The organism is Streptomyces jumonjinensis (assembly GCF_009600885.1).
Classification (GTDB): domain Bacteria; phylum Actinomycetota; class Actinomycetes; order Streptomycetales; family Streptomycetaceae; genus Streptomyces; species Streptomyces jumonjinensis.
Genome location: NZ_VCLA01000103.1, coordinates 1 through 17,775, shown reverse-complemented (window position 1 = coordinate 17,775; position 17,775 = coordinate 1). Strand labels below are relative to the sequence as shown.

General features: G+C 70.3%; 13 protein-coding genes and 3 pseudogenes. 10 read left to right on the top strand and 6 right to left on the bottom strand.

Annotated features, from left to right (window positions below; translation table 11 throughout):
• Nucleotides 1-241 precede the first annotated feature (241 nt).
• Together helR and FF041_RS11740 are read right to left on the bottom strand one after the other, a co-directional pair.
• Entirely contained in the window at nucleotides 242-2,389 is a 2,148-nt protein-coding gene (gene helR / locus FF041_RS11745; RefSeq protein ID WP_323391725.1) for an RNA polymerase recycling motor ATPase HelR, read from the bottom strand.
• A 205-nt stretch (nucleotides 2,390-2,594) separates the two neighbouring features.
• Nucleotides 2,595-3,827, bottom strand: coding sequence for a glycosyltransferase (locus tag FF041_RS11740; protein ID WP_153522739.1), 1,233 nt, complete (start codon nucleotides 3,825-3,827; stop codon nucleotides 2,595-2,597).
• Between the two features lie 668 nt (nucleotides 3,828-4,495).
• On the opposite strand from FF041_RS11740, the gene FF041_RS11735 reads away from it, so the two are divergent.
• Nucleotides 4,496-5,224, top strand: coding sequence for a chaplin (locus tag FF041_RS11735; protein WP_153522737.1), 729 nt, complete (start codon nucleotides 4,496-4,498; stop codon nucleotides 5,222-5,224).
• Between the two features lie 54 nt (nucleotides 5,225-5,278).
• Here the strand turns inward: FF041_RS11735 and FF041_RS11730 are convergent, their stop codons facing one another.
• On the bottom strand, nucleotides 5,279-5,737 hold the full coding sequence (locus FF041_RS11730; RefSeq protein WP_153522735.1) for a hypothetical protein: 459 nt from the start codon (nucleotides 5,735-5,737) through the stop codon (nucleotides 5,279-5,281).
• Nucleotides 5,738-5,873: 136 nt separating this feature from the next.
• On the opposite strand from FF041_RS11730, the gene FF041_RS11725 reads away from it, so the two are divergent.
• The 4 genes from FF041_RS11725 to FF041_RS11710 all read left to right on the top strand — a co-directional run bounded on the left by FF041_RS11725 (nucleotide 5,874) and on the right by FF041_RS11710 (nucleotide 9,510).
• A complete protein-coding gene (locus FF041_RS11725; protein WP_323371463.1) occupies nucleotides 5,874-6,605 on the top strand; it encodes a DUF7873 family protein in 732 nt (243 codons plus the stop codon).
• Nucleotides 6,606-7,256: 651 nt separating this feature from the next.
• Nucleotides 7,257-7,724: a cupin domain-containing protein gene (locus FF041_RS11720; RefSeq protein ID WP_228388162.1), complete on the top strand. Its 468-nt coding sequence runs from the start codon at nucleotides 7,257-7,259 to the stop codon at nucleotides 7,722-7,724.
• 105 nt (nucleotides 7,725-7,829) lie between these two features.
• The gene (locus tag FF041_RS11715) at nucleotides 7,830-8,468 is read left to right on the top strand and encodes a nucleoside/nucleotide kinase family protein (protein ID WP_323391722.1); all 639 of its coding nucleotides are present in this window, start codon (nucleotides 7,830-7,832) and stop codon (nucleotides 8,466-8,468) included.
• Nucleotides 8,469-8,724: 256 nt separating this feature from the next.
• Complete coding sequence (locus FF041_RS11710; RefSeq protein WP_153522731.1) at nucleotides 8,725-9,510, top strand: class I SAM-dependent methyltransferase; 786 nt, start codon at nucleotides 8,725-8,727, stop codon at nucleotides 9,508-9,510.
• 95 nt (nucleotides 9,511-9,605) lie between these two features.
• Here the strand turns inward: FF041_RS11710 and FF041_RS11705 are convergent, their stop codons facing one another.
• The 3 genes from FF041_RS11705 to FF041_RS11695 form a co-directional block, all read right to left on the bottom strand.
• Entirely contained in the window at nucleotides 9,606-10,805 is a 1,200-nt protein-coding gene (locus FF041_RS11705; protein WP_153522743.1) for an MFS transporter, read from the bottom strand.
• 259 nt (nucleotides 10,806-11,064) lie between these two features.
• Nucleotides 11,065-11,595 carry a methylated-DNA--[protein]-cysteine S-methyltransferase gene (locus tag FF041_RS11700; RefSeq protein ID WP_153522730.1) on the bottom strand — a complete coding sequence of 177 codons (531 nt, stop codon included), beginning with the start codon at nucleotides 11,593-11,595 and terminating at the stop codon, nucleotides 11,065-11,067.
• A 194-nt stretch (nucleotides 11,596-11,789) separates the two neighbouring features.
• Nucleotides 11,790-12,752: a glycerophosphodiester phosphodiesterase gene (locus tag FF041_RS11695; protein ID WP_323391720.1), complete on the bottom strand. Its 963-nt coding sequence runs from the start codon at nucleotides 12,750-12,752 to the stop codon at nucleotides 11,790-11,792.
• Nucleotides 12,753-13,022: 270 nt separating this feature from the next.
• Between FF041_RS11695 and FF041_RS11690 the strand changes: the two genes are divergently transcribed.
• The 5 genes and pseudogenes from FF041_RS11690 to FF041_RS11670 form a co-directional block, all read left to right on the top strand.
• Nucleotides 13,023-14,015 carry an MHYT domain-containing protein gene (locus tag FF041_RS11690; protein WP_153522728.1) on the top strand — a complete coding sequence of 331 codons (993 nt, stop codon included), beginning with the start codon at nucleotides 13,023-13,025 and terminating at the stop codon, nucleotides 14,013-14,015.
• Nucleotides 14,016-14,156: 141 nt separating this feature from the next.
• On the top strand, nucleotides 14,157-16,274 hold the full coding sequence (gene uvrB, locus FF041_RS11685) for an excinuclease ABC subunit UvrB (RefSeq protein ID WP_153522726.1): 2,118 nt from the start codon (nucleotides 14,157-14,159) through the stop codon (nucleotides 16,272-16,274).
• 301 nt (nucleotides 16,275-16,575) lie between these two features.
• Nucleotides 16,576-17,070, top strand: a pseudogene (locus FF041_RS11680) (TerD family protein); the annotation flags it as partial.
• A gap of 162 nt (nucleotides 17,071-17,232) precedes the next feature.
• Nucleotides 17,233-17,316: pseudogene (locus FF041_RS11675) on the top strand (TerD family protein); the annotation flags it as partial.
• 256 nt (nucleotides 17,317-17,572) lie between these two features.
• A pseudogene (locus FF041_RS11670) lies at nucleotides 17,573-17,775 on the top strand (TerD family protein); the annotation flags it as partial.

Below are 17,775 nucleotides of genomic sequence, written 5' to 3'. Positions count from 1 at the left end.
CCGAACCCCCCGTTCCGCCCCGTGTCCCGATTCCGGGCCGGCCCAGCCCAGCCCGGCCGTACTCCCGGGCCCCGTTCGCGGGATCGTGTGCCGTGCCGTGCCGTGCCGTGCCGTGCCGTGCCGTGCCGTGCCGTGTGCCGTGCCGTGCGTGCCGATGCCCGGTCCGGTCGCCGGTGGTGCGCCGGCGTCCAGGAATGCCTCCGACCCCCGGCCGGGAGCGGGCGCGTTCGTCCGGGCGGCGTCAGGAGCTCGTGAGGATGACGAGTTGCCGGGTCGCCCGGGTCATCGCGACATAGCGGTCGACCGCTCCTTCGACGCCCTCGCCGAACGCCTCCGGGTCGATGAGGACGACCAGGTCGAATTCGAGCCCCTTCGACAGCTCCGGGGTCAGCGACCGGACGCGGGACGTCGTCCGGAAGGTGGGATCGCCGATGACGCAGGCGATTCCGTCGGCGTGCGCGGTGAGCCAGGTGTCGAGGATCGAGTTCAGATCCGAAGCGGATCCGTGGACGACGGGGATCTCGCTGCTGCGGATGGAGGTCGGCACATTGGCGTCCGGGAGCACGGCCCGGATGACCGGCTCGGCTTCCGCCATGATTTCTTCCGGCGTCCGGTAGTTGATGCTCAGGGAGGCCAGGTTGATCCGGTCGAGCCCGATCCGCTCAAGCCGTTCCTGCCACGACTCCGTGAACCCGTGCCTGGCCTGGGCGCGATCCCCGACGATGGTGAAGCTCCGGGACGGGCATCGGAGCAGCAGCATCTGCCACTCCGCATCGGTCAGTTCCTGAGCCTCGTCCACGACGATGTGCGCGAACGGGCCGGCGAGCAGGTCCGGTTCGCTGCTGGGCGGTGCGGTCTCATCGACCAAGCTGTCCCGTATGTCCCGCCCGTGCAGCATCGTCACCACACCTTCACCGTCGTCATCGGCCTCAAGCAGGGCGTCGACGACCTTGGCCATGTGCTCGCGTTCGGCGGCGACAGAGGCGTTGTGCCGACGCATGCGCAGTGACGCCTCAGGGTCGCCGAGCCGCTGCCGTGCCGCGTCCAGGAGCGGCAGGTCGGACACCGTCCAGGCATGGGCGTCCCCACGCTGCAGCCGCGCCACCTCGTCGGGGCTGAGCCAGGGAGCGCACTTCCGCAGGTAGGCGGGCACCGACCACAGGTCTCCGACGAGGTCAGCCGCTTCCAGCAGCGGCCACGAGCGGTTGAAGGCCGTGACCAGCTCCCTGTTCCGCGGCAGCGACTTGCGGAGCAGATCGGCCGAGGCGTCGTCGTCGTGCTTGTCCACCAGGATCGTGAGCAGTTCCTCCCAGATCTGGTCGCGCGCTTCGTTGTGCGGAGTACCGGGTCCCGCTGCTTCGAACGCCACGGCCCAGTCGTCGGCGCTCAGCCGGATGTCGGACCAGTGGGTCGTGACCGTCATCCCCTCGGCAGGCGGCTCCTCGTAGAACCTGACGGCCGTCTCGATCGCCTTCACCAGGTTCGCGGACGACTTCAGGCGGGCCACGCCCGGGTCGGCCTCGATCCCTGCCGCGGCTCCCTCGGTGACGAGGTCCCGCAGGGTACAGGTCTGCACGCCCTCCTCTCCGAGGCTGGGGAGGACATCGGCGACGTAACCCAGGTAGGGCTGGTGCGGACCGACGAACAGCACGCCGCCGCGGTGGTGACCGAGGCGAGGGTCGGAGTAGAGGAGGTAGGCGGAGCGGTGCAGAGCGACGACGGTCTTCCCCGTGCCCGGACCGCCGTCGACGACGAGAGCGCCGCGGGATCCCGCGCGGATGACGGCGTCCTGGTCGGCCTGAATGGTGCCGAGCACATCTCGCATCCGGGCGGACCGGTTGCCGCCCAGGCTGGCGATGAAGGCGGACTGGTCGTCGAGTGCGGCGTGCCCGGCGAACCCGTCCGAGGTGAACACCTCGTCCCAGTAGTCGCTGATCCGGCCGTGGGACCAGCGGTACCTGCGGCGGCTCGCCAGACCCATCGGGTCGGCGTGGGTGGCGCCGAAGAACGGCTCAGCCGCGGGGGAGCGCCAGTCGAGCAGCAGTCGACGACCCGCGCTGTCCGTAAGGCCGAGCCGGCCGACGTATACGGGCTCGGGTCCGTCTGTGCCGACCATGCGTCCGAGGCACAGGTCCAAACCGAAACGGCGCAGTGCGCGCAGGTGAGAGGTGAGCTGGTGGATCTCCGTGTCCCGGTCCATCGCCTGCCGGCCTATGCCGCCGGGCGCCTTGCGTTCGGCGTCGAGGCGGTCGGACAGATCAGCGATCGACCGCTCAAGGCACTCCGCGATGGCCGCGAAGTGCTGCTCATCGCCGGCGATCAGTGTCGGGTCGGCCTTGGGGGAGAGGCGGTCGGGAAGGTCGAACGCCCAGGTGGTCAGGGGGTGCACGGCATGAGCTCCGATCTGAGGTCGCTTGCGACCATTGCGTGCGGTAAAGCGTCTGGACCGGCGTGGCGAGCCTGGTGGCCAGGACGGGCAACGCTCCGTACGACGTGGACCCTGTGGCTGTTACGGGTTCAGGTCGCCGGGGCTCGCGGCTCGCGTGCTCGCGTGCTCGCGTGTTCTGCGTCCTGGCTCGGCGGCCCCGCCTGGTTCACACGGACATGGGCGGCCTTTCCCGGCTGATCGCGTCGAGGACCAGCTGCGCGGCCACCGTCGCCCCGTCGGCGCGGATGGCGCCGGCCACGGCCCGCGCCCGTGCGCGGGTCCCAGGGGCCAGGGCCGTCCTGAGCACGGCCGACAGGGATTCGGCAGTCGGAGTCGGACCGTCGTGTGCCGTGCCGATGCCCAGGTCGGCCACCCGGCCGGCCCAGTAGGGCTGGTCCACCGCCTGGGGCACCACGACCTGAGGCACGCCGGCCCGAGCGGCCGTCGTCGTGGTGCCCGCGCCGCCGTGGTGCACGACGGCGGCCACCCGGCCGAACAGCGCCTGCTGGTTGACCTCGCCGACGGCGAAGCAGTCGTCCCGGTCGTCGATCAGGGCCAGGTCCGCCCAGCCGCGCCCGACGATCACGCGGCGGCCCTGCGCGCGGATCGCCTCGATGGCCACCCGGGCGGCGTCCTTCGCGGCGCGCATGGGCATGCTGCCGAAGCCCACGTACACCGGTGGTGCGCCGGCGTCGAGGAACGCCGCCAACTCGGCCGGGAGCGGGCGTTCGTCCGGCACGATCCACGCGCCGGTCTGCACGACGTCGAGGTCCGTCGGCTGCCACGGGCTCAGGGTCGGGTCCGTCGCCAGCCACGGGCGGTCGGTGTAGACGTGATCGCGGACGTTGTCCACCGGCGGCAGGCCCATCGACGCCCGATGGGTGTTGAGCGCCGCGCCGAACAGCTCTTTGACGTCCTGGGCGTCCAGGTCCCACAGCGCCCGGTTGTCGGTCACCTCCGGCGGGAACGGCCGGCCCGGCCGCGGCAGCGGCGGGCGGTGCGGCGACGGCAGGGTGACCGGCTGGTAGCTCGCGTACACGTAAGGGATGCCCAGTCTCTCGGTCACCGACCGCTCGGCGACCGGCATCATGCCGCCCGCCACCAGCGCGTCACATCCCTCGGCCGCTTCGACGAGCTTGTCGAACTGCGCGGCGACCCACTCGGCCGCGCGCCGGGGCAGGTCCGCCGCCGAAGGCGGCACCGCCCCGGTCACCATCGGACGTACGGGCCAGCCGACCGGCACCAGCTCCACGCCGACTCCGGCGAACCGCTGCGCGAAGTCCTCGTCCGGCGGCGCGCACACCCGCACCTCCGCGCCGAGCGCCCGCAACCGCACCGCGAGTCCCACCAGCGGTTCGATGTCCCCACGCGACCCATACGTCGACAACAACACACGCATTTCGCGACTCCCGATGTCCGCAGTTCTGGCTCAGGCCGGTGATTCTGCGGTACGACCCGGGTCTTGCCGCAAGCCCCCCGGTGCGCTATAAGTTAAGAGTGGCAAGGAGTGGGTAACCTCCTTGCCTTCGTCTTTTGTCGTCCGTTGTGGACGGACAACCTCCTCGCGAAGCGACACTGCCCCGCACCGCATTGCATTGCACCGGGCTGCGCCGCGCCTCGCCGCGTACGGCCGTACCGTCGGCCTACGGACGCAGCCGCGGAACGATGAATTCCTCGCCCTCTTCACGAGCCACGAGCCACGAGCCACGAGTCACGAGCCCGAGCCACGAGCGGCCGGCGATCGGTCCGTCCGAGGCCGTCCGTCCGAGGCACTCCGTCTCAGGCCACCCGCCCGGCGGACGCCCCTGCTGCGAACCCGCATCCGGCCTGATCCAACGCTACGACGGCTGAACGGTGTTGTGGCGGCGTTCCGGGGCGTGGCACCGCCCCCGAGCGCGGACCCGCTGGGAGACAGGGCGGCATCGGACGCGGGGCCAGCGGCCGGTCCGGCGTGTCGCGCACTCGTTGGGGTGAAACCAGCCGACGGCATATGCCGAACAGCCCCTGGACGTCGTTGTCCTGGGTGCGGGCAGGTGCCCGTCACGTGTTGTGGAAAGCAGGGAACCCATGAGGAAGCTCCATCGGAAGGGCCTGGTCACCGTGATGCTCACGGGCGGCGCGCTCGCGATGGCGGGTCAGGCGTACGCCGACTCCAGCGCGGTCGGCGGTGCGGCTGATTCACCCGGAGTGATCGCGGGCAACGCGGTACAGCTTCCGGTGCACCTCCCGATCAGCGTCTGCGGGAACACGATCAACATCGCCGGACTTCTGAACCCGACCGCGGGCAACACCTGCGAGAACGTTTCAAGCGGCGCCGGGGACCAGGCGACCCCGTCGCAGGGCCCGTCGCAGGGCCCGTCGAACACCGCGCAGTCATCGGGCGGAGCCGTCGCTCAGGGCGGCGCGCAGAACTCCCCCGGAACCGTCTCGGGCAACGGCGTACAGCTGCCGATCGATCTGCCGGTCAATGTCTCCGGCAACTCGGTGAGCGTCGTCGGCGCCCTCAACCCGGCCCTGGGCAACGCGTCGTCCAACATCTCCGAGGGACCCTCCGGCCTCAAGCCGCCCACGGTCGCCCCGCCGAAGACCGAGCCGCCGCGGACCTCCGTGCCTCCGCGCAGGCCGTCGCTCCCCCGGAAGCCGCCGATGGCCACGGTCGTGACGGTCGACGACACCACACCGTCCGAGGCACTCGCCCGCACCGGAGCGGAGCACCTCGGCTACGCCGTCCCCGCCGCCGCCCTGCTGCTGGGCGGCACCCTGCTCTACCGGCGGGGCCGCCGCGCCGGGAGCTGAACCCGGCGGGACGGCGGAGTCCGTCGTGGTGGCGGACGGTGCGGCGATCCGGGTTCAGCGGACGCTCGGGGCCGCCGCTCCGATGAACTCCGACAGTGTCTCGCGCGCCTGTTCCGAACGCCGCGAGCGGTCGTCGTCGTCAGGCGCCTCATGCATACAGTTCGTCACCTCGAAGGCGGCGGAGGCAAGTTCCAGCGCCTGAGAGTCGTCGCACACCAGCTGAACGCGGATCAGCGCCTGGTGGGCGCTGGAACGAAGCCGGTAGGACTCGATGCGGGCGTCCTCGGCGGCGGCGGTGCCCGGGGTCTCCCGAGCCCGGTGCCAACGGTCGTTCTGGCCCCGCCGGTAGTCGACGAGCGCCCCGGCGAACGCGCTGTACGCGGAGATCCGCTCCTGGCGCAGCTGTTCGGCACGGGTCAGTGCCGCCGTACGCTCGGTCGTCCGGCGCTGGAACACATGGGTGACCACCGAGCCGAGCAGCGTGCCGATGACGGCGATGACGGCTATCTCCATGGTGCTTACTCCCCAAAGGGGTCGAAGGGTGCTGACGGAGCGGAAGGGGCGCGCCCCGGGGGATGACTGTCCGGAGCCGTAGAGCGGTTCCGGATAATCGTTCGAGTCCTGACGGCGGTCTTGTTAGCTTGATCGGGTGGCGAAACTCAATCAGATCATCGCAGTGGAGAAGGGCGTCAAGAGCAAGGCGCACCAGGACCTGACGGCCGCCCACCACGGGCTCCAGAAGCCCGCGCTGCTCGCCGGCATCTCGCGTACGTACCAGCCCAAGGACGAGGAAGGCGAGCAGTTGCCGCCTGAGTCCACGCGAGTGCAGGTCAAGGCCGAGGACGTACTGCGAGAGACGGCGAAGACGCTGACCAGGCTCTTCGACGTGACCGCCACCAAGGACTGGGCCAACTGCGCCGCACGCGCCGATGTCTCGGTGGACGGCCGGGTGCTGGTGAGCGATGTGCCGGTAGCGTATCTCCTCTTCCTGGAGAAGCAGCTGACGGATATCAACACCTTTATACGCAAGCTGCCGGTGCTGGACGCGTCGGAGTCCTGGACGCAGGATCCGTCGACGGACGCCTGGAAGACCGAAGCCGTTCGCACGGTACGGACCAAGAAGGTCCCGCGCAACCATGTGAAGGCGGAGGCGACGGAGAAGCATCCGGCACAGGTCGAGGTGTATTACGAGGACATTCCCGTCGGTTACTGGACCACGGTGAAGTTCTCCGGTGCGCTGCCCGCCCGCCGGGTGAACGACCTGCTGGAGCGGGTGGAGAAACTCCAGCAGGCCGTGAAGTTCGCGCGCGAGGAGGCCAATGGCGCGGAGGTCGCCGACCAGAGGGTGGGCGACGCAGTTTTCGGCTATCTGTTCGGATAACGGGTAGCCTTGAAGAATCCCCGCCCGCGGGAGCGTGGGCGGGGTGCGCGAGGAGCGCAAGCTGAAACTGAGGCTTGTTGTGATCGTGCGGTTCCAGCGGAGGTTCGAACCCTCCCCGCGGCGCTCTCCATAACGGGCCGCGGTAGCCCAATTCGGCAGAGGCAGACCGCAGTCAGACTCAGACTATTGCTCCAGATTCAGTATCCGCCGCCGATCGCCGGATCGAACGGGCCCGAGCCCCGGAGCGTCGAAATGCCGGTTCAAGTCCGGCCCGCACAGCTCGATGTGCGGTGGTCCAAAGGCAGGACGCGACGACATGACGACTGACTCGGGTCCTCAAGCGTGCCGGCGTGCCGAGTACGGCGGCATCAAAGGGCCCGGGGGCCGGCTACGCCCCCGGGTCCGCTCCTCTTTTCGGGCGCGGTTTCTTTACGACCTCTTCTCTTTTTGGTCTGGATCTGTCGATTCGCTTTGCTTCCCTGTCCGCTTCCCGGTCTGCTTCCCTGTCCGCTTCCCGCTGTTTCTGCTTCCGTTCCGCTGGCGTGGCACCGCGTCCGACGGCAGGCTACGGGCGGGCGTTCGTGCCGCAACGCCCATGCCGTAGAGCGGAGTTGGAGAACTTCCATGGGAATCACGAGCAGGATGGGGCGCATGGGACGAAGAGGCCGGTCGCGGGGCACGATGCTGCTGGCCGGATTCCTCGGAGTGATTGCCGCTGTGCCGTCCGCTCCCGCCTCCCCATCGGGCAGCACCGGCGTCACCAGTACGGTGCTGGCGCACGGCGTCTCGGAGAAGAGGCTCAAACTGAAGGCCAAAGGGACCGCTGACGTGATCGTCCGCACCATCACCATCGACCCGGGCGGCTCCACCGGCTGGCATTACCACGAGGGTCAGCTTCTTATCGTGGTCACGGCCGGCACGCTGACCAGGACGTTTGAGGACTGCTCGGTCGAGATCACCCCGGCCGGGTCCGCTTTCGTAGAGGCGGCCGGGGTGGAACACCGGCACATCGGACGGAACCTCGGCACCGAGCCCGTGGTGCTGCACGCGACCTATGTGCTGCCGAAGGGCAGTCCGCTCGCCGTGGACACGGAAGCACCGTCCTGCGCGGGGGAGTAGGGCCTGTCCCCGTGCCGAGGAGACGGCGAACGGGAGGGGCGGCGGCGCGTTGTCGGCGAGCAGCCGTCAATGCCTCGGCACCCGGACCTCGACGATGATGAACGGGTGAGACTCGAAGCGATCACCTGGGAGCGGGTGGCCGAGGCCGTCGCCGACCGGGCCCTGGAGACCGATGCCCGGGACGGCGGCTCCTGGCTGCGCGTCGGGATCGACGGGGCTCCCGCGGCGCGGGGCGGGGAGCTCGCCGGGCGGATCGGCGCGGCGCTGCGGCTGCGGGGGCGCGGCAGTCTCGTCGTCGGTGCCGGCGGGTTCCTCCGCCCGGCGTCGCTGCGGTACGAGTACGGGCGGTCGGACCCCGAGACGTACTACAGCGGCTGGTTCGACACCGGAGCCCTGTGGCGCGAGGTCTTCGGACCTCTGGAGGCGGGCGGCGACGGCCGGGTGCTGCCCGACCTCTGGGATCCGGTGACCGACCGGGCCACCCGGAGCCCCCGGGTGGAGCTGCCGCGCGACGGTGTACTGCTGCTGCACGGGCCGTTTCTGCTCGGGCACTGGTTTCCGTTCGATCTCACCGTCCATGTGCGGCTGTCGGAAGGGGCGCTGCGGCGGCGCACGGTGGACAGCGAGCGCTGGACGCTTCCCGCTTTCCAGCGGTATGAGGAGGAGATACGGCCGGGGGAGGCGGCCGACGCGCTGGTACGCGCCGACGATCCGCGTCATCCGGCGTGGAGCGGATTCCGCTGAGCGCCGCCTGATGCAGCACGGCTGCGGCTGGTGCGGCTGGTGCGGTCTGGCGGCGGTGCGGCCGTGAGACCGGGCTGCCGTGGGACCGGGCTGCCGTGAGACAGCGAGGCCATAAGGCCGGGCCGGGCACCCCAGCGGTCCGCGGTACGGAGAGGAGATGCTTCCGGGGTGCGGGATTCTGCCCGCCCATGCCCATGCCCCGGCCGGACGAACAGGACAGGACACGGCGTCAGCCGGGACGATGGAGGTGTCAGCGATGTCATCGACGCAGCGGTTCTACGACGAACTCGCGGTTCACTACGACCTGATGTACGCGGACTGGAACGCGAACATCGCCGACCAGGGCGCCGCCCTCGACGGCCTGATATCCAAGGAGCTGGGCGCTGGTGACCCCGCGGCGCTCGATGTGCTCGACTGCGCCTGCGGCATCGGCACCCAGTCGATCGGGCTCACCGCGCGCGGCTACCGGGTCATCGGCACGGACCTCAGCGCGATCGCCGCCGCCCGGGCCCGGGCGGAGGCCGGGTCACGAGGGCTGCGGCTGGCGACGGCCGCCGCGGACATGCGGGCGCTGCCCTTCCCGGACGCGGCCTTCGATGTGGTGGTCTGCGCCGACAACGCCCTACCGCATCTGCTCACCGAGGCGGAGGCGGTGGCGGCGCTGCGGGAGATGCGGCGGGTGATCAGACCCGGCGGACTGCTGCTGCTCAGCACCCGGCCGTACGACCGGCTGCGCCGGGAGCGGCCCGAGGCCACACCACCGCAGGTCAGGGTGGGCCCTGAGGGGCGGGTGATCACCTTTCAGCTCTGGCACTGGCACCCGGACGGGGAGCGCTACGACTTCGAACTGTTCCATCTGCTGCCCGAGGGCGACGGCTGGACCACCCTGCGGCGGCAGGCGACGTACTGGGCGCTGCCCCAGGAGTCGACGGCGCGCTTCGTCTCCACGGCTGGATTCACCGGGCCGGTCTGGCATGAACCGGAACGTTCGGGCTTCTTCCAGCCGCTGCTGACCGCGCGGGCCCCCGGGGCAGCCGCCTGACCCGCGCCGGGGCACGGTTCCGGGCGGCCCCGGGCCACGGCCCGGCGGGGTGGCGGGAGTCGCCGCCTCGCGGCAGTGGGCGGGGAGCCCGGGCGTCAGCGGACCGCCCTGCGGATCGCGAGTGCCGCCAGCGGCAGGAGCAGCAGAGCGCCGGCCAGGTTGAGCCAGCCGTAACCCGCCTTCGCGACGATCACTCCGGCCAGCACACCGCCGATGCCGGCCGCCGTGTTCATGGCCAGGTCGGACAGGCCCTGTACGGCCGCACGGGCCGGCTGCGGCACGGAGTCGGTGAGCAGCGCCGAGCCCGCCACCACGCCTGCGGACCAGCCCAGGCCGAGCAGGAACAGTCCGATGGCGACCCGGGTGTGGCTCGGTCCCGCCGTGCCGGCCAGCAGCGCGGCGGCGGAGAGCAGCCCCACCGCGAGCCCGATCACCGAGAGTCTGCCGATCCGGTCCGCCAGCCGTCCCATCACCGGCGAGAACGCGTACATGCCCGCGATATGACCGCTGATGACCAGGCCGATCAGCTGAATGCCCGCGCCATGGTGGCTCAGCGCCAGCGGCGTCATCGACATGATGGCCACCATCGCGGTGTGCGAGGCGGCGAGGGTGACCATCGCGAGCCGGGCCATCGGCGACTCGCGTACGGCCTGGATCGCGGACCGCAGCGAGCGCCCCTCGGGGGAGTGACCGTCCGGGGCCAGGGAGCGGGCGGTGAGCAGCGGATCGGGGCGCAGCAGCGTCTGGACCAGGACCGCGGCGATCAAGAACACTCCCGCCGCCCAGACGAACGGTCCCGCTTCGGCCGGAATGCCCAGGCCGGAGACGGTACGGCCGGCCGGGGCCGCGATATTGGGACCCAGCACCGCACCGATCGTGGTCGCCCAGACGACATTGCTGATCGCCTGTCCCCGCCGCTCGGGAAGGGCCAGATCGGCGGCGGCGAACCGTGCCTGGAGATTGGCCGAGGAGCCGGCGCCGAACGCCGCCATACCGGCGAGCAGCAGCGGGAAGTTCTCCATGATCGCCGCGAGCACCACCACTCCCGCGCCGAGCGCCCCGATCACATAGGCGAGCACCAGCCCGGGGCGCCGTCCGCGAGAGGTCATCAGGGCGGCCAGCGGCATGGACAGCAGCGCCGTGCCGGCGACGGTGGCGGTCGGGGCCAGCCCGGAGAGCGCCTCCGTGCCGCTGACCTGTTGTGCCAGCACGGTGGCCAGCGCGATCCCGGTCGCGACACCGAGCCCGCCGAGGATCTGACTGACGACCAGGACCGCGGTGATGCGTCTGCGCAGCGCAGGGAGCCGGTCCTCCGGTACCGCTCCGCCTGCCGGGGTTCCACGGAGCGGTGCGGTCGCCGAGGAGCCGTCCTGCTCGGCGAGGCCGGATATGTCAGATGCGTCAGGGCTGATGCTCACTCGCGCAGTGTGCCAGCTCCGGCCTGACCGTACGAAGTCGTTTGGCCGAGGCCGCCTTCCGCCGGTCCGCCCTGGTCGGAGCGGTGCCGACGTCGGCCGACGCGGGACGACCCGGGTACGGGGTCCTGGCGCGGTCCTAGAACAACGGCTGCGGAAGCACCCCCTCCAGCGCCAGCAGCCGCCGCTTGGTCTCCACTCCGCCGCCGAAGCCGCCCAGCTTGCCGTCGCTCTCCACCACACGATGGCACGGCACCACCACCGGCAGCGGATTGGATCCCATCGCGACCCCCACGGCCTGTGCCGCGCCGGGCTGGCCGACGCGGGCCGCCAGCTCCCCGTACCCCACGACGGCGCCGTAGGGGACACCGGTCGCGAGCTCCCGCAGCACCTCCCGGTTGAACCCGGCCGACAGCGACCAGTCGAGGGGCAGCGCGAACTCCCGCAGCTCACCGTCGAAATACTCGGTGAGCATGCGTATCGGCTTGGCGAGCAGACCCGTCGCATCGGCCACCGGCTCGGCGGAGAGCCGCCCGGCCAGTCGGCGCAGCGCCTCGTCCCGTACGGCCTGGTCGGCGTGGAACACCACGCTGACCAGGCCCCGGCCGGTCGCGGCGAGGAGCAGCGGTCCGATGTCCGTGCTCATGACGGCCCACTCGAAGCGGTTCATGAGTTCCACAGTACGACCGGGCACTGACAGTGCCCGGCCTTTGCCCGTCTCACCAGCCGCCCGGCACCGGTCCGCGGCCCCTCGGCGGGGCCGTGGCCGGCTCGTCCGTACCGCTTTCGCGCGGTCTCACCGGGCTCCCGCGCTGGATACGGCGACGGTGTCCCGGTTCCATCGCGTGGGATACGGCGACGGTCTCACCGGGCGATCGCGTCGTGTGCGACGAGGGTGTCCCGGTCCGCCGTGTCGCGTACGGCGACGGTGTGCCGGTCCACCGCGTCGCGTACGACATCCGGTCTGTCGGTGATGATGCCGTCCACCCCGAAGCCGTCCGCGCGCACCGCGCCCGCTGTGTCGTTCACCGTCCAGGTGTTCACCTGGAGACGTTTGCCGTGCGCACCCTTGAGGCGGTGCGCCGCGGCCACGTAGTCGTCGGTGAGCGTGGTGTGCGGTGGGTTGATCTGGTCGGTGAAGGCGGCGTACGAGGGCAGCTCCGCGACCGGGGGCGTACCGAGGAACCCCGTCACGACATCCGGCCGCTGCCGGTGCACGGCCTTCACACTGTCCGCGCCGAAGCTCTGCACGACCAGCCGGTGCCTGACATGCGAGCGGTCCAGCCAGCCCGCTTCCTCCAGCACCCGCAGGGTGTCGCGCTCGATGCCCGGATACAGCTCCGGCCGCTTGATCTCCAGCAGCAGCTTCTGCCCGTTGCGCTCGACCCGGTTCAGATACCGCTTCAGTGTGGGCACCCGTGCGCCGGCCCACTCCGCGCCGAACCAGCCGCCCGCGTCCAGTGTGGCGATCTCGGCGGCCGTGAAGTCCGCCACCCGCCAGGGCTCGCGCCCGGGGAAGCGCTGCTCGGCATCGGTGGTGCGGGCCAGGGTGGCGTCGTGGACGACCACCAGTTCGCCGTCCTTGGTGCGTTGGACGTCGTTCTCCACCCAGGCGAAACCCATCCGGCCGGCCAGGTCGACGGCCGACAGGGTGTTCTCGGGAGCGTAGGCGGAGGCTCCACGGTGGGCGATCACCAGTGGGTCGCGATGGTCCGCCGGGTCCGCCGGTTCCGCCGCCTCGGACGCCTGGGCGACAGGCCCGTACACCAGGGCCGCGCCCGCTCCCAGAACGGCGGCGGCGATTGCTGCGAGGGGACGTGCGTACACCCGGACTCCTCAGGACGATGGGTCGGCGACGGGACGAGAGTTGCACCCGCAGACCGACGACGAACAGGTGAAGTATGGCCAAAATGTGAACAGATCTGCACAGAACGCCCCAGGTATGGGTTTCTGCGTAGATAGATCTACGGTCAAATGTTGGCCAAATGGTGTTTAGGGCCTACTGTCGCCCCCTGAACAGACGTTCCACCAGCGGCTCGGACATCACCGCCAGGGGATCGCCGGGTTGCAGTAACGAAGGAACGAAGGAAACACGGAATGCAGGGAACTCTCGACGGTTTCACCTATGGCCTGGTCACACCGGTCACGGCCTTTCTGATGGCCTGTCTTGGTTCCGCGCTGGGCCTCCGCTGCACCACGCGCTCCCTTCGTACCGAGAGCTCGTTCAAACCCGGATGGCTCGCCCTGGGCGCGACCTCGATCGGCTCCGGCATCTGGACCATGCACTTCATCGCCATGATGGGGTTCAGCATCGACGGAGCCCCCATCACCTACGACCGGCCGATCACCTTCGCCAGCCTCGGCGTCGCGATCGTCATGGTCGGCATCGGCGTCTTCATCGTCGGCTACCGGGGCGCCACCGTGATGGCGCTCGTCACCGGCGGCACCATCACCGGCCTCGGCGTGGCCACCATGCACTATCTGGGCATGGCCGCGATGCGCTTCCAGGGCCGCATCGACTACAGCACCCCGATCGTCGTGCTCTCCGTGGTGATCGCGGTCGTCGCCGCGACCGCCGCGCTCTGGGCCGCCGTCTCGGTGCACGGCTTCATGGCCAGCCTCGGCGCCAGTCTGGTGATGGGCGTGGCGGTGACCGGAATGCACTACACCGGGATGGCGTCGGTCAGCGCGCATCTGCACGACTCCATCGGCGCCGCGAGCTCCGGCGACTCGCCCACCACGCTCCTCATACCCATGCTGCTCGGACCCGCGGTCTTTCTGCTGCTCGCCGGAGTGGTGGTGATGTTCGACCCGCTGCTGGTGATGGGCGAGCCCGAGTGGCAGGGCTCCGGCCGGAAGGCCCGGCGGGAGCCGGTGGCGCCGGCTCCCCAGGCCGCGACACCGCTCTACGGACAGTGGCACGGGGGCGGGCAGGCCGATGGTTCGGGACAGTGGTACACGGGTGGGCCGGCTGACGGCTCGGGGCAGTGGCACGGGGGCGGGCAGACCGGCGGCTCGGGGCAGTGGAACGCGGGCGGCCCCACCGACGGCGCCGGACGCCGGGACCAGCCCTACTCCGACAGTTGGTGACACTCCGACCATCCCAACCACCCCGACCACCTCTGTGACCAGGCCCGATGCCCTCCGGCACCGGGCCTGTCCGGGCATCGGGCAGGCTCTCGCGGACCGGACGGGCACCCGGTTGTCAGTGGGTGGTCGTACGGTGGATCCATGCGGCCCGTTTCCAAGATCGAACGTACGGTGGCGCCTTTCGAGGTCGTCAGCCCCTTCCAGCCCAGCGGTGACCAGCCCACGGCCATCGCAGACCTGGAGCGCCGTATCCGCGCGGGCGAGAAGGACGTCGTCCTGCTCGGCGCGACCGGCACCGGAAAGTCGGCGACCACCGCCTGGATGATCGAGAAGCTCCAGCGCCCCACCCTGGTGATGGCGCCGAACAAAACCCTGGCCGCCCAGCTGGCGAACGAATTCCGCGAGCTCCTGCCCAACAACGCCGTCGAATACTTCGTCTCGTACTACGACTACTACCAGCCCGAGGCGTACGTCCCCCAGTCGGACACCTATATCGAGAAGGACTCCTCGATCAACGAGGAGGTCGAGCGGCTGCGCCACTCCGCGACGAACTCGCTGCTCACCCGGCGCGATGTGATCGTGGTCGCCTCCGTCTCCTGCATCTACGGCCTCGGTACCCCACAGGAGTACGTCGACCGGATGGTGCCCCTGAAGGTCGGCGACGAGATCGACCGCGACCAGCTGCTCCGCCGCTTCGTCGACATCCAGTACACCCGCAATGACGTGGCGTTCGCGCGCGGCACCTTCCGGGTCCGCGGCGACACCATCGAGATCTTCCCGGTGTACGAGGAGCTCGCCGTCCGCATCGAGATGTTCGGCGACGAGATCGAGGCGCTCTCCACGCTCCACCCGCTCACCGGCGAGATCATCAGCGAGGACCAGTCGCTCTATGTCTTCCCCGCCAGCCACTATGTGGCCGGTCCTGAGCGCCTGGAGAAGGCGGTCGACGGCATCGAGACGGAGCTGGAGCAGCGCCTCGCCGAGCTGGACAAGCAGGGCAAGCTCCTGGAGTCCCAGCGGCTGCGCATGCGCACCACCTATGACATCGAGATGATGCGCCAGATCGGCTCCTGCTCCGGCATCGAGAACTATTCGATGCACTTCGACGACCGTGAGCCCGGATCTCCCCCCAACACCCTCCTCGACTACTTCCCCGAGGACTTCCTGCTGGTCATCGACGAGTCCCATGTCACCGTCCCGCAGATCGGCGCGATGTACGAGGGCGACGCCTCACGGAAGCGGACCCTGGTCGAGCACGGCTTCCGCCTGCCCTCGGCGCTCGACAACCGGCCGCTGAAGTGGGAGGAGTTCACCGAGCGGATCGGCCAGACGGTCTACCTCTCCGCGACTCCCGGCGCCTATGAGCTCTCCCGGGGCGACGGCTTCGTGGAGCAGATCATCCGGCCCACCGGCCTGGTGGACCCCGAGATCGTCGTCAAGCCCACCGAGGGCCAGATCGACGATCTGGTGCATGAGATCCGGCTGCGCACCGAGAAGAACGAGCGCGTCCTGGTCACCACCCTCACCAAGAAGATGGCCGAGGACCTCACCGAGTACTTCCTCGAACTGGGCATCCAGGTCCGCTACCTCCACAGCGACGTCGACACCTTGCGCCGGGTGGAGCTGCTGAGGGAGCTGCGCGCCGGTGAGTACGACGTGCTGGTCGGCATCAACCTGCTGCGGGAGGGCCTCGACCTGCCCGAGGTCTCGCTGGTGGCGATCCTCGACGCGGACAAGGAGGGGTTCCTCCGTTCGGGCACATCGCTGATCCAGACCATCGGCCGAGCCGCCCGTAACGTCTCCGGCCAGGTCCATATGTACGCGGACAAGATCACCCCGGCGATGGAGAAGGCCATCGAGGAGACCAACCGCCGCCGGGAGAAGCAGATCGCGTACAACACCGAGAGGGGCATCGACCCACAGCCTCTCCGTAAGAAGATCAACGACATCGTCGCCACCATCGCGCGTGAGGAGGTCGACACCGAGGAACTGCTCGGTACCGACTACCGCAAGCCGAGGTCGGAGAAGCCCGGCAAGGGCGCCAAGGCGCCGGTTCCCGCGCTCGGCGGCAAGGGCGCGAAGGGCGGAGCCCTGACCGAGCGTCCCGCCGCGGAACTGGCCGGGATCATCGAGGAGATGACCGAGCGGATGCGGGCCGCCGCGGCGGATCTGCAGTTCGAGATCGCCGCACGACTGCGGGACGAGGTCGGCGAACTCAAGAAGGAGCTGCGGCAGATGAAGGAGGCGGGCCTCGCCTGAGGGCCGCCTGGAGCATCCGCTTCCGGCTGTTCGGCGCGGCGCATGGAAGGCCCGGCGGATGCAAGGCCCGGCGCGTGGAAGGGGTGGCGGCGGGCCGGAATCAGGGGAGAGCGGGGGAGGCGGAGGCGGGGCGGGGGCGGCTCATCTCGCCGTGTACACCGGCGTGTTGGCCGTGCGCGCCGGTGTGTTGCAAGAGCGACACAAAAACCGGCCAACCGCGCCGCTTCGCCGACACGACTGCGTAGGGTGCTGGACAACCATCCGCACGGGTGGCGGCATATCGGGGAAAAGGGGACAGCGCGTGACGGTCAACATGACCAAGGGCCAGGCCATCAGCCTGCAGAAGAGCGACGGAGCCACCCTGACAGCGGTGCGTATGGGGCTCGGCTGGCAGGCGGCGGCCCGCCGTGGTCTGTTCGGCTCACGCACCAAGGAGATCGACCTGGACGCCTCGGCGGTGCTCTTCGCCGACAAGCAGCCGGTGGACGTGGTCTTCTTCCGCCACCTCGTCAGCGACGACGGCTCAGTCAAGCACACCGGTGACAATCTGGTCGGCGGCGTGGGAGCCGGTGGCGACGATGAGGCGATTCTCGTGGACCTCTCCCGGGTCCCCGTCCATATCGACCAGATCGTCTTCACGGTGAACTCCTTCACCGGCCAGACCTTCCAGGAGGTCAAGAACGCCTTCTGCCGCATCGTCGACGAGACCAACGGCCAGGAGATGGCCCGCTACACCCTCGACGGCGGCGGCCACTACACCGCCCAGATCATGGCCAAGGTGCACCGCGTCGGCACCGGCGGGCAGGCGCCGTCGACGGCGGGCGGCGGGCGGTCGACACCCCTGGGCGGTCCCGCCGGGCAAGGGGTGTCCAAGGAAGCCTCGGCGGCGGGTGACCGGCAGTCGTTCCCGGACAGCCCCGCCGGGCCGGGACTGTCGAAGGGGGCCCCGGCGGCGGGCGGCTGGCAGATGACGGCCCTGGGCAACCCCGCGAACGGGCGCACCTTCCAGGACCTGATACCGGCTATCCTGCCGCACCTCTGACACCGCCCGCACGGTCGGCTCTCACACCGCCCGCACGGCGGTCCCAGGACCGGAGTGCTTCGACGGCCCGCCGGGGAGCGCGGCCCCGCAGCGCCTGTGAGGACGCGCCGGGCTCCCGGAAGACGCGCTGGGAAGGGGTGAACCTCGGGGGCCCTCCCGCAGGCGGTGGCCCCCGGGGCCTTCCCGGAGGGACGGACCGCCCGCCGCGACCGCGCACCACCGAACAGCACCGAACAGCACCGAGGGGGAGCAGACGATGACGGCCGAGCTGGTCCGGGGACAGAACCATCCGCTGCCCGGGACCCGCCTGGAGATCCGGGTGTCCGCAGGCCACCCGGTGGTGGCCTGCGCCACCTGCACCGATGAGCAGGGCACTGTTCTCGGTGGCGCGGTCGCCCACCCCGGCGCACCGGCCATGTCCGGGGTCGAGGTCCCCCCTGGCGCCGGAGAGTCGCCGCG

What these genes read in the sequence shown, in the direction of transcription:
- FF041_RS11740 (WP_153522739.1), bottom strand. Translation starts at nt 3,827, where the DNA reads ATGCGTGTGTTGTTGTCGACGTATGGGTCGCGTGGGGACATCGAACCG.
- FF041_RS11735 (WP_153522737.1), top strand. Translation starts at nt 4,496, where the DNA reads ATGAGGAAGCTCCATCGGAAGGGCCTGGTCACCGTGATGCTCACGGGC.
- FF041_RS11730 (WP_153522735.1), bottom strand. Translation starts at nt 5,737, where the DNA reads ATGGAGATAGCCGTCATCGCCGTCATCGGCACGCTGCTCGGCTCGGTG.
- FF041_RS11720 (WP_228388162.1), top strand. Translation starts at nt 7,257, where the DNA reads ATGGGACGAAGAGGCCGGTCGCGGGGCACGATGCTGCTGGCCGGATTC.
- FF041_RS11710 (WP_153522731.1), top strand. Translation starts at nt 8,725, where the DNA reads ATGTCATCGACGCAGCGGTTCTACGACGAACTCGCGGTTCACTACGAC.
- FF041_RS11700 (WP_153522730.1), bottom strand. Translation starts at nt 11,595, where the DNA reads ATGAACCGCTTCGAGTGGGCCGTCATGAGCACGGACATCGGACCGCTG.
- FF041_RS11690 (WP_153522728.1), top strand. Translation starts at nt 13,023, where the DNA reads ATGCAGGGAACTCTCGACGGTTTCACCTATGGCCTGGTCACACCGGTC.
- uvrB (WP_153522726.1), top strand. Translation starts at nt 14,157, where the DNA reads ATGCGGCCCGTTTCCAAGATCGAACGTACGGTGGCGCCTTTCGAGGTC.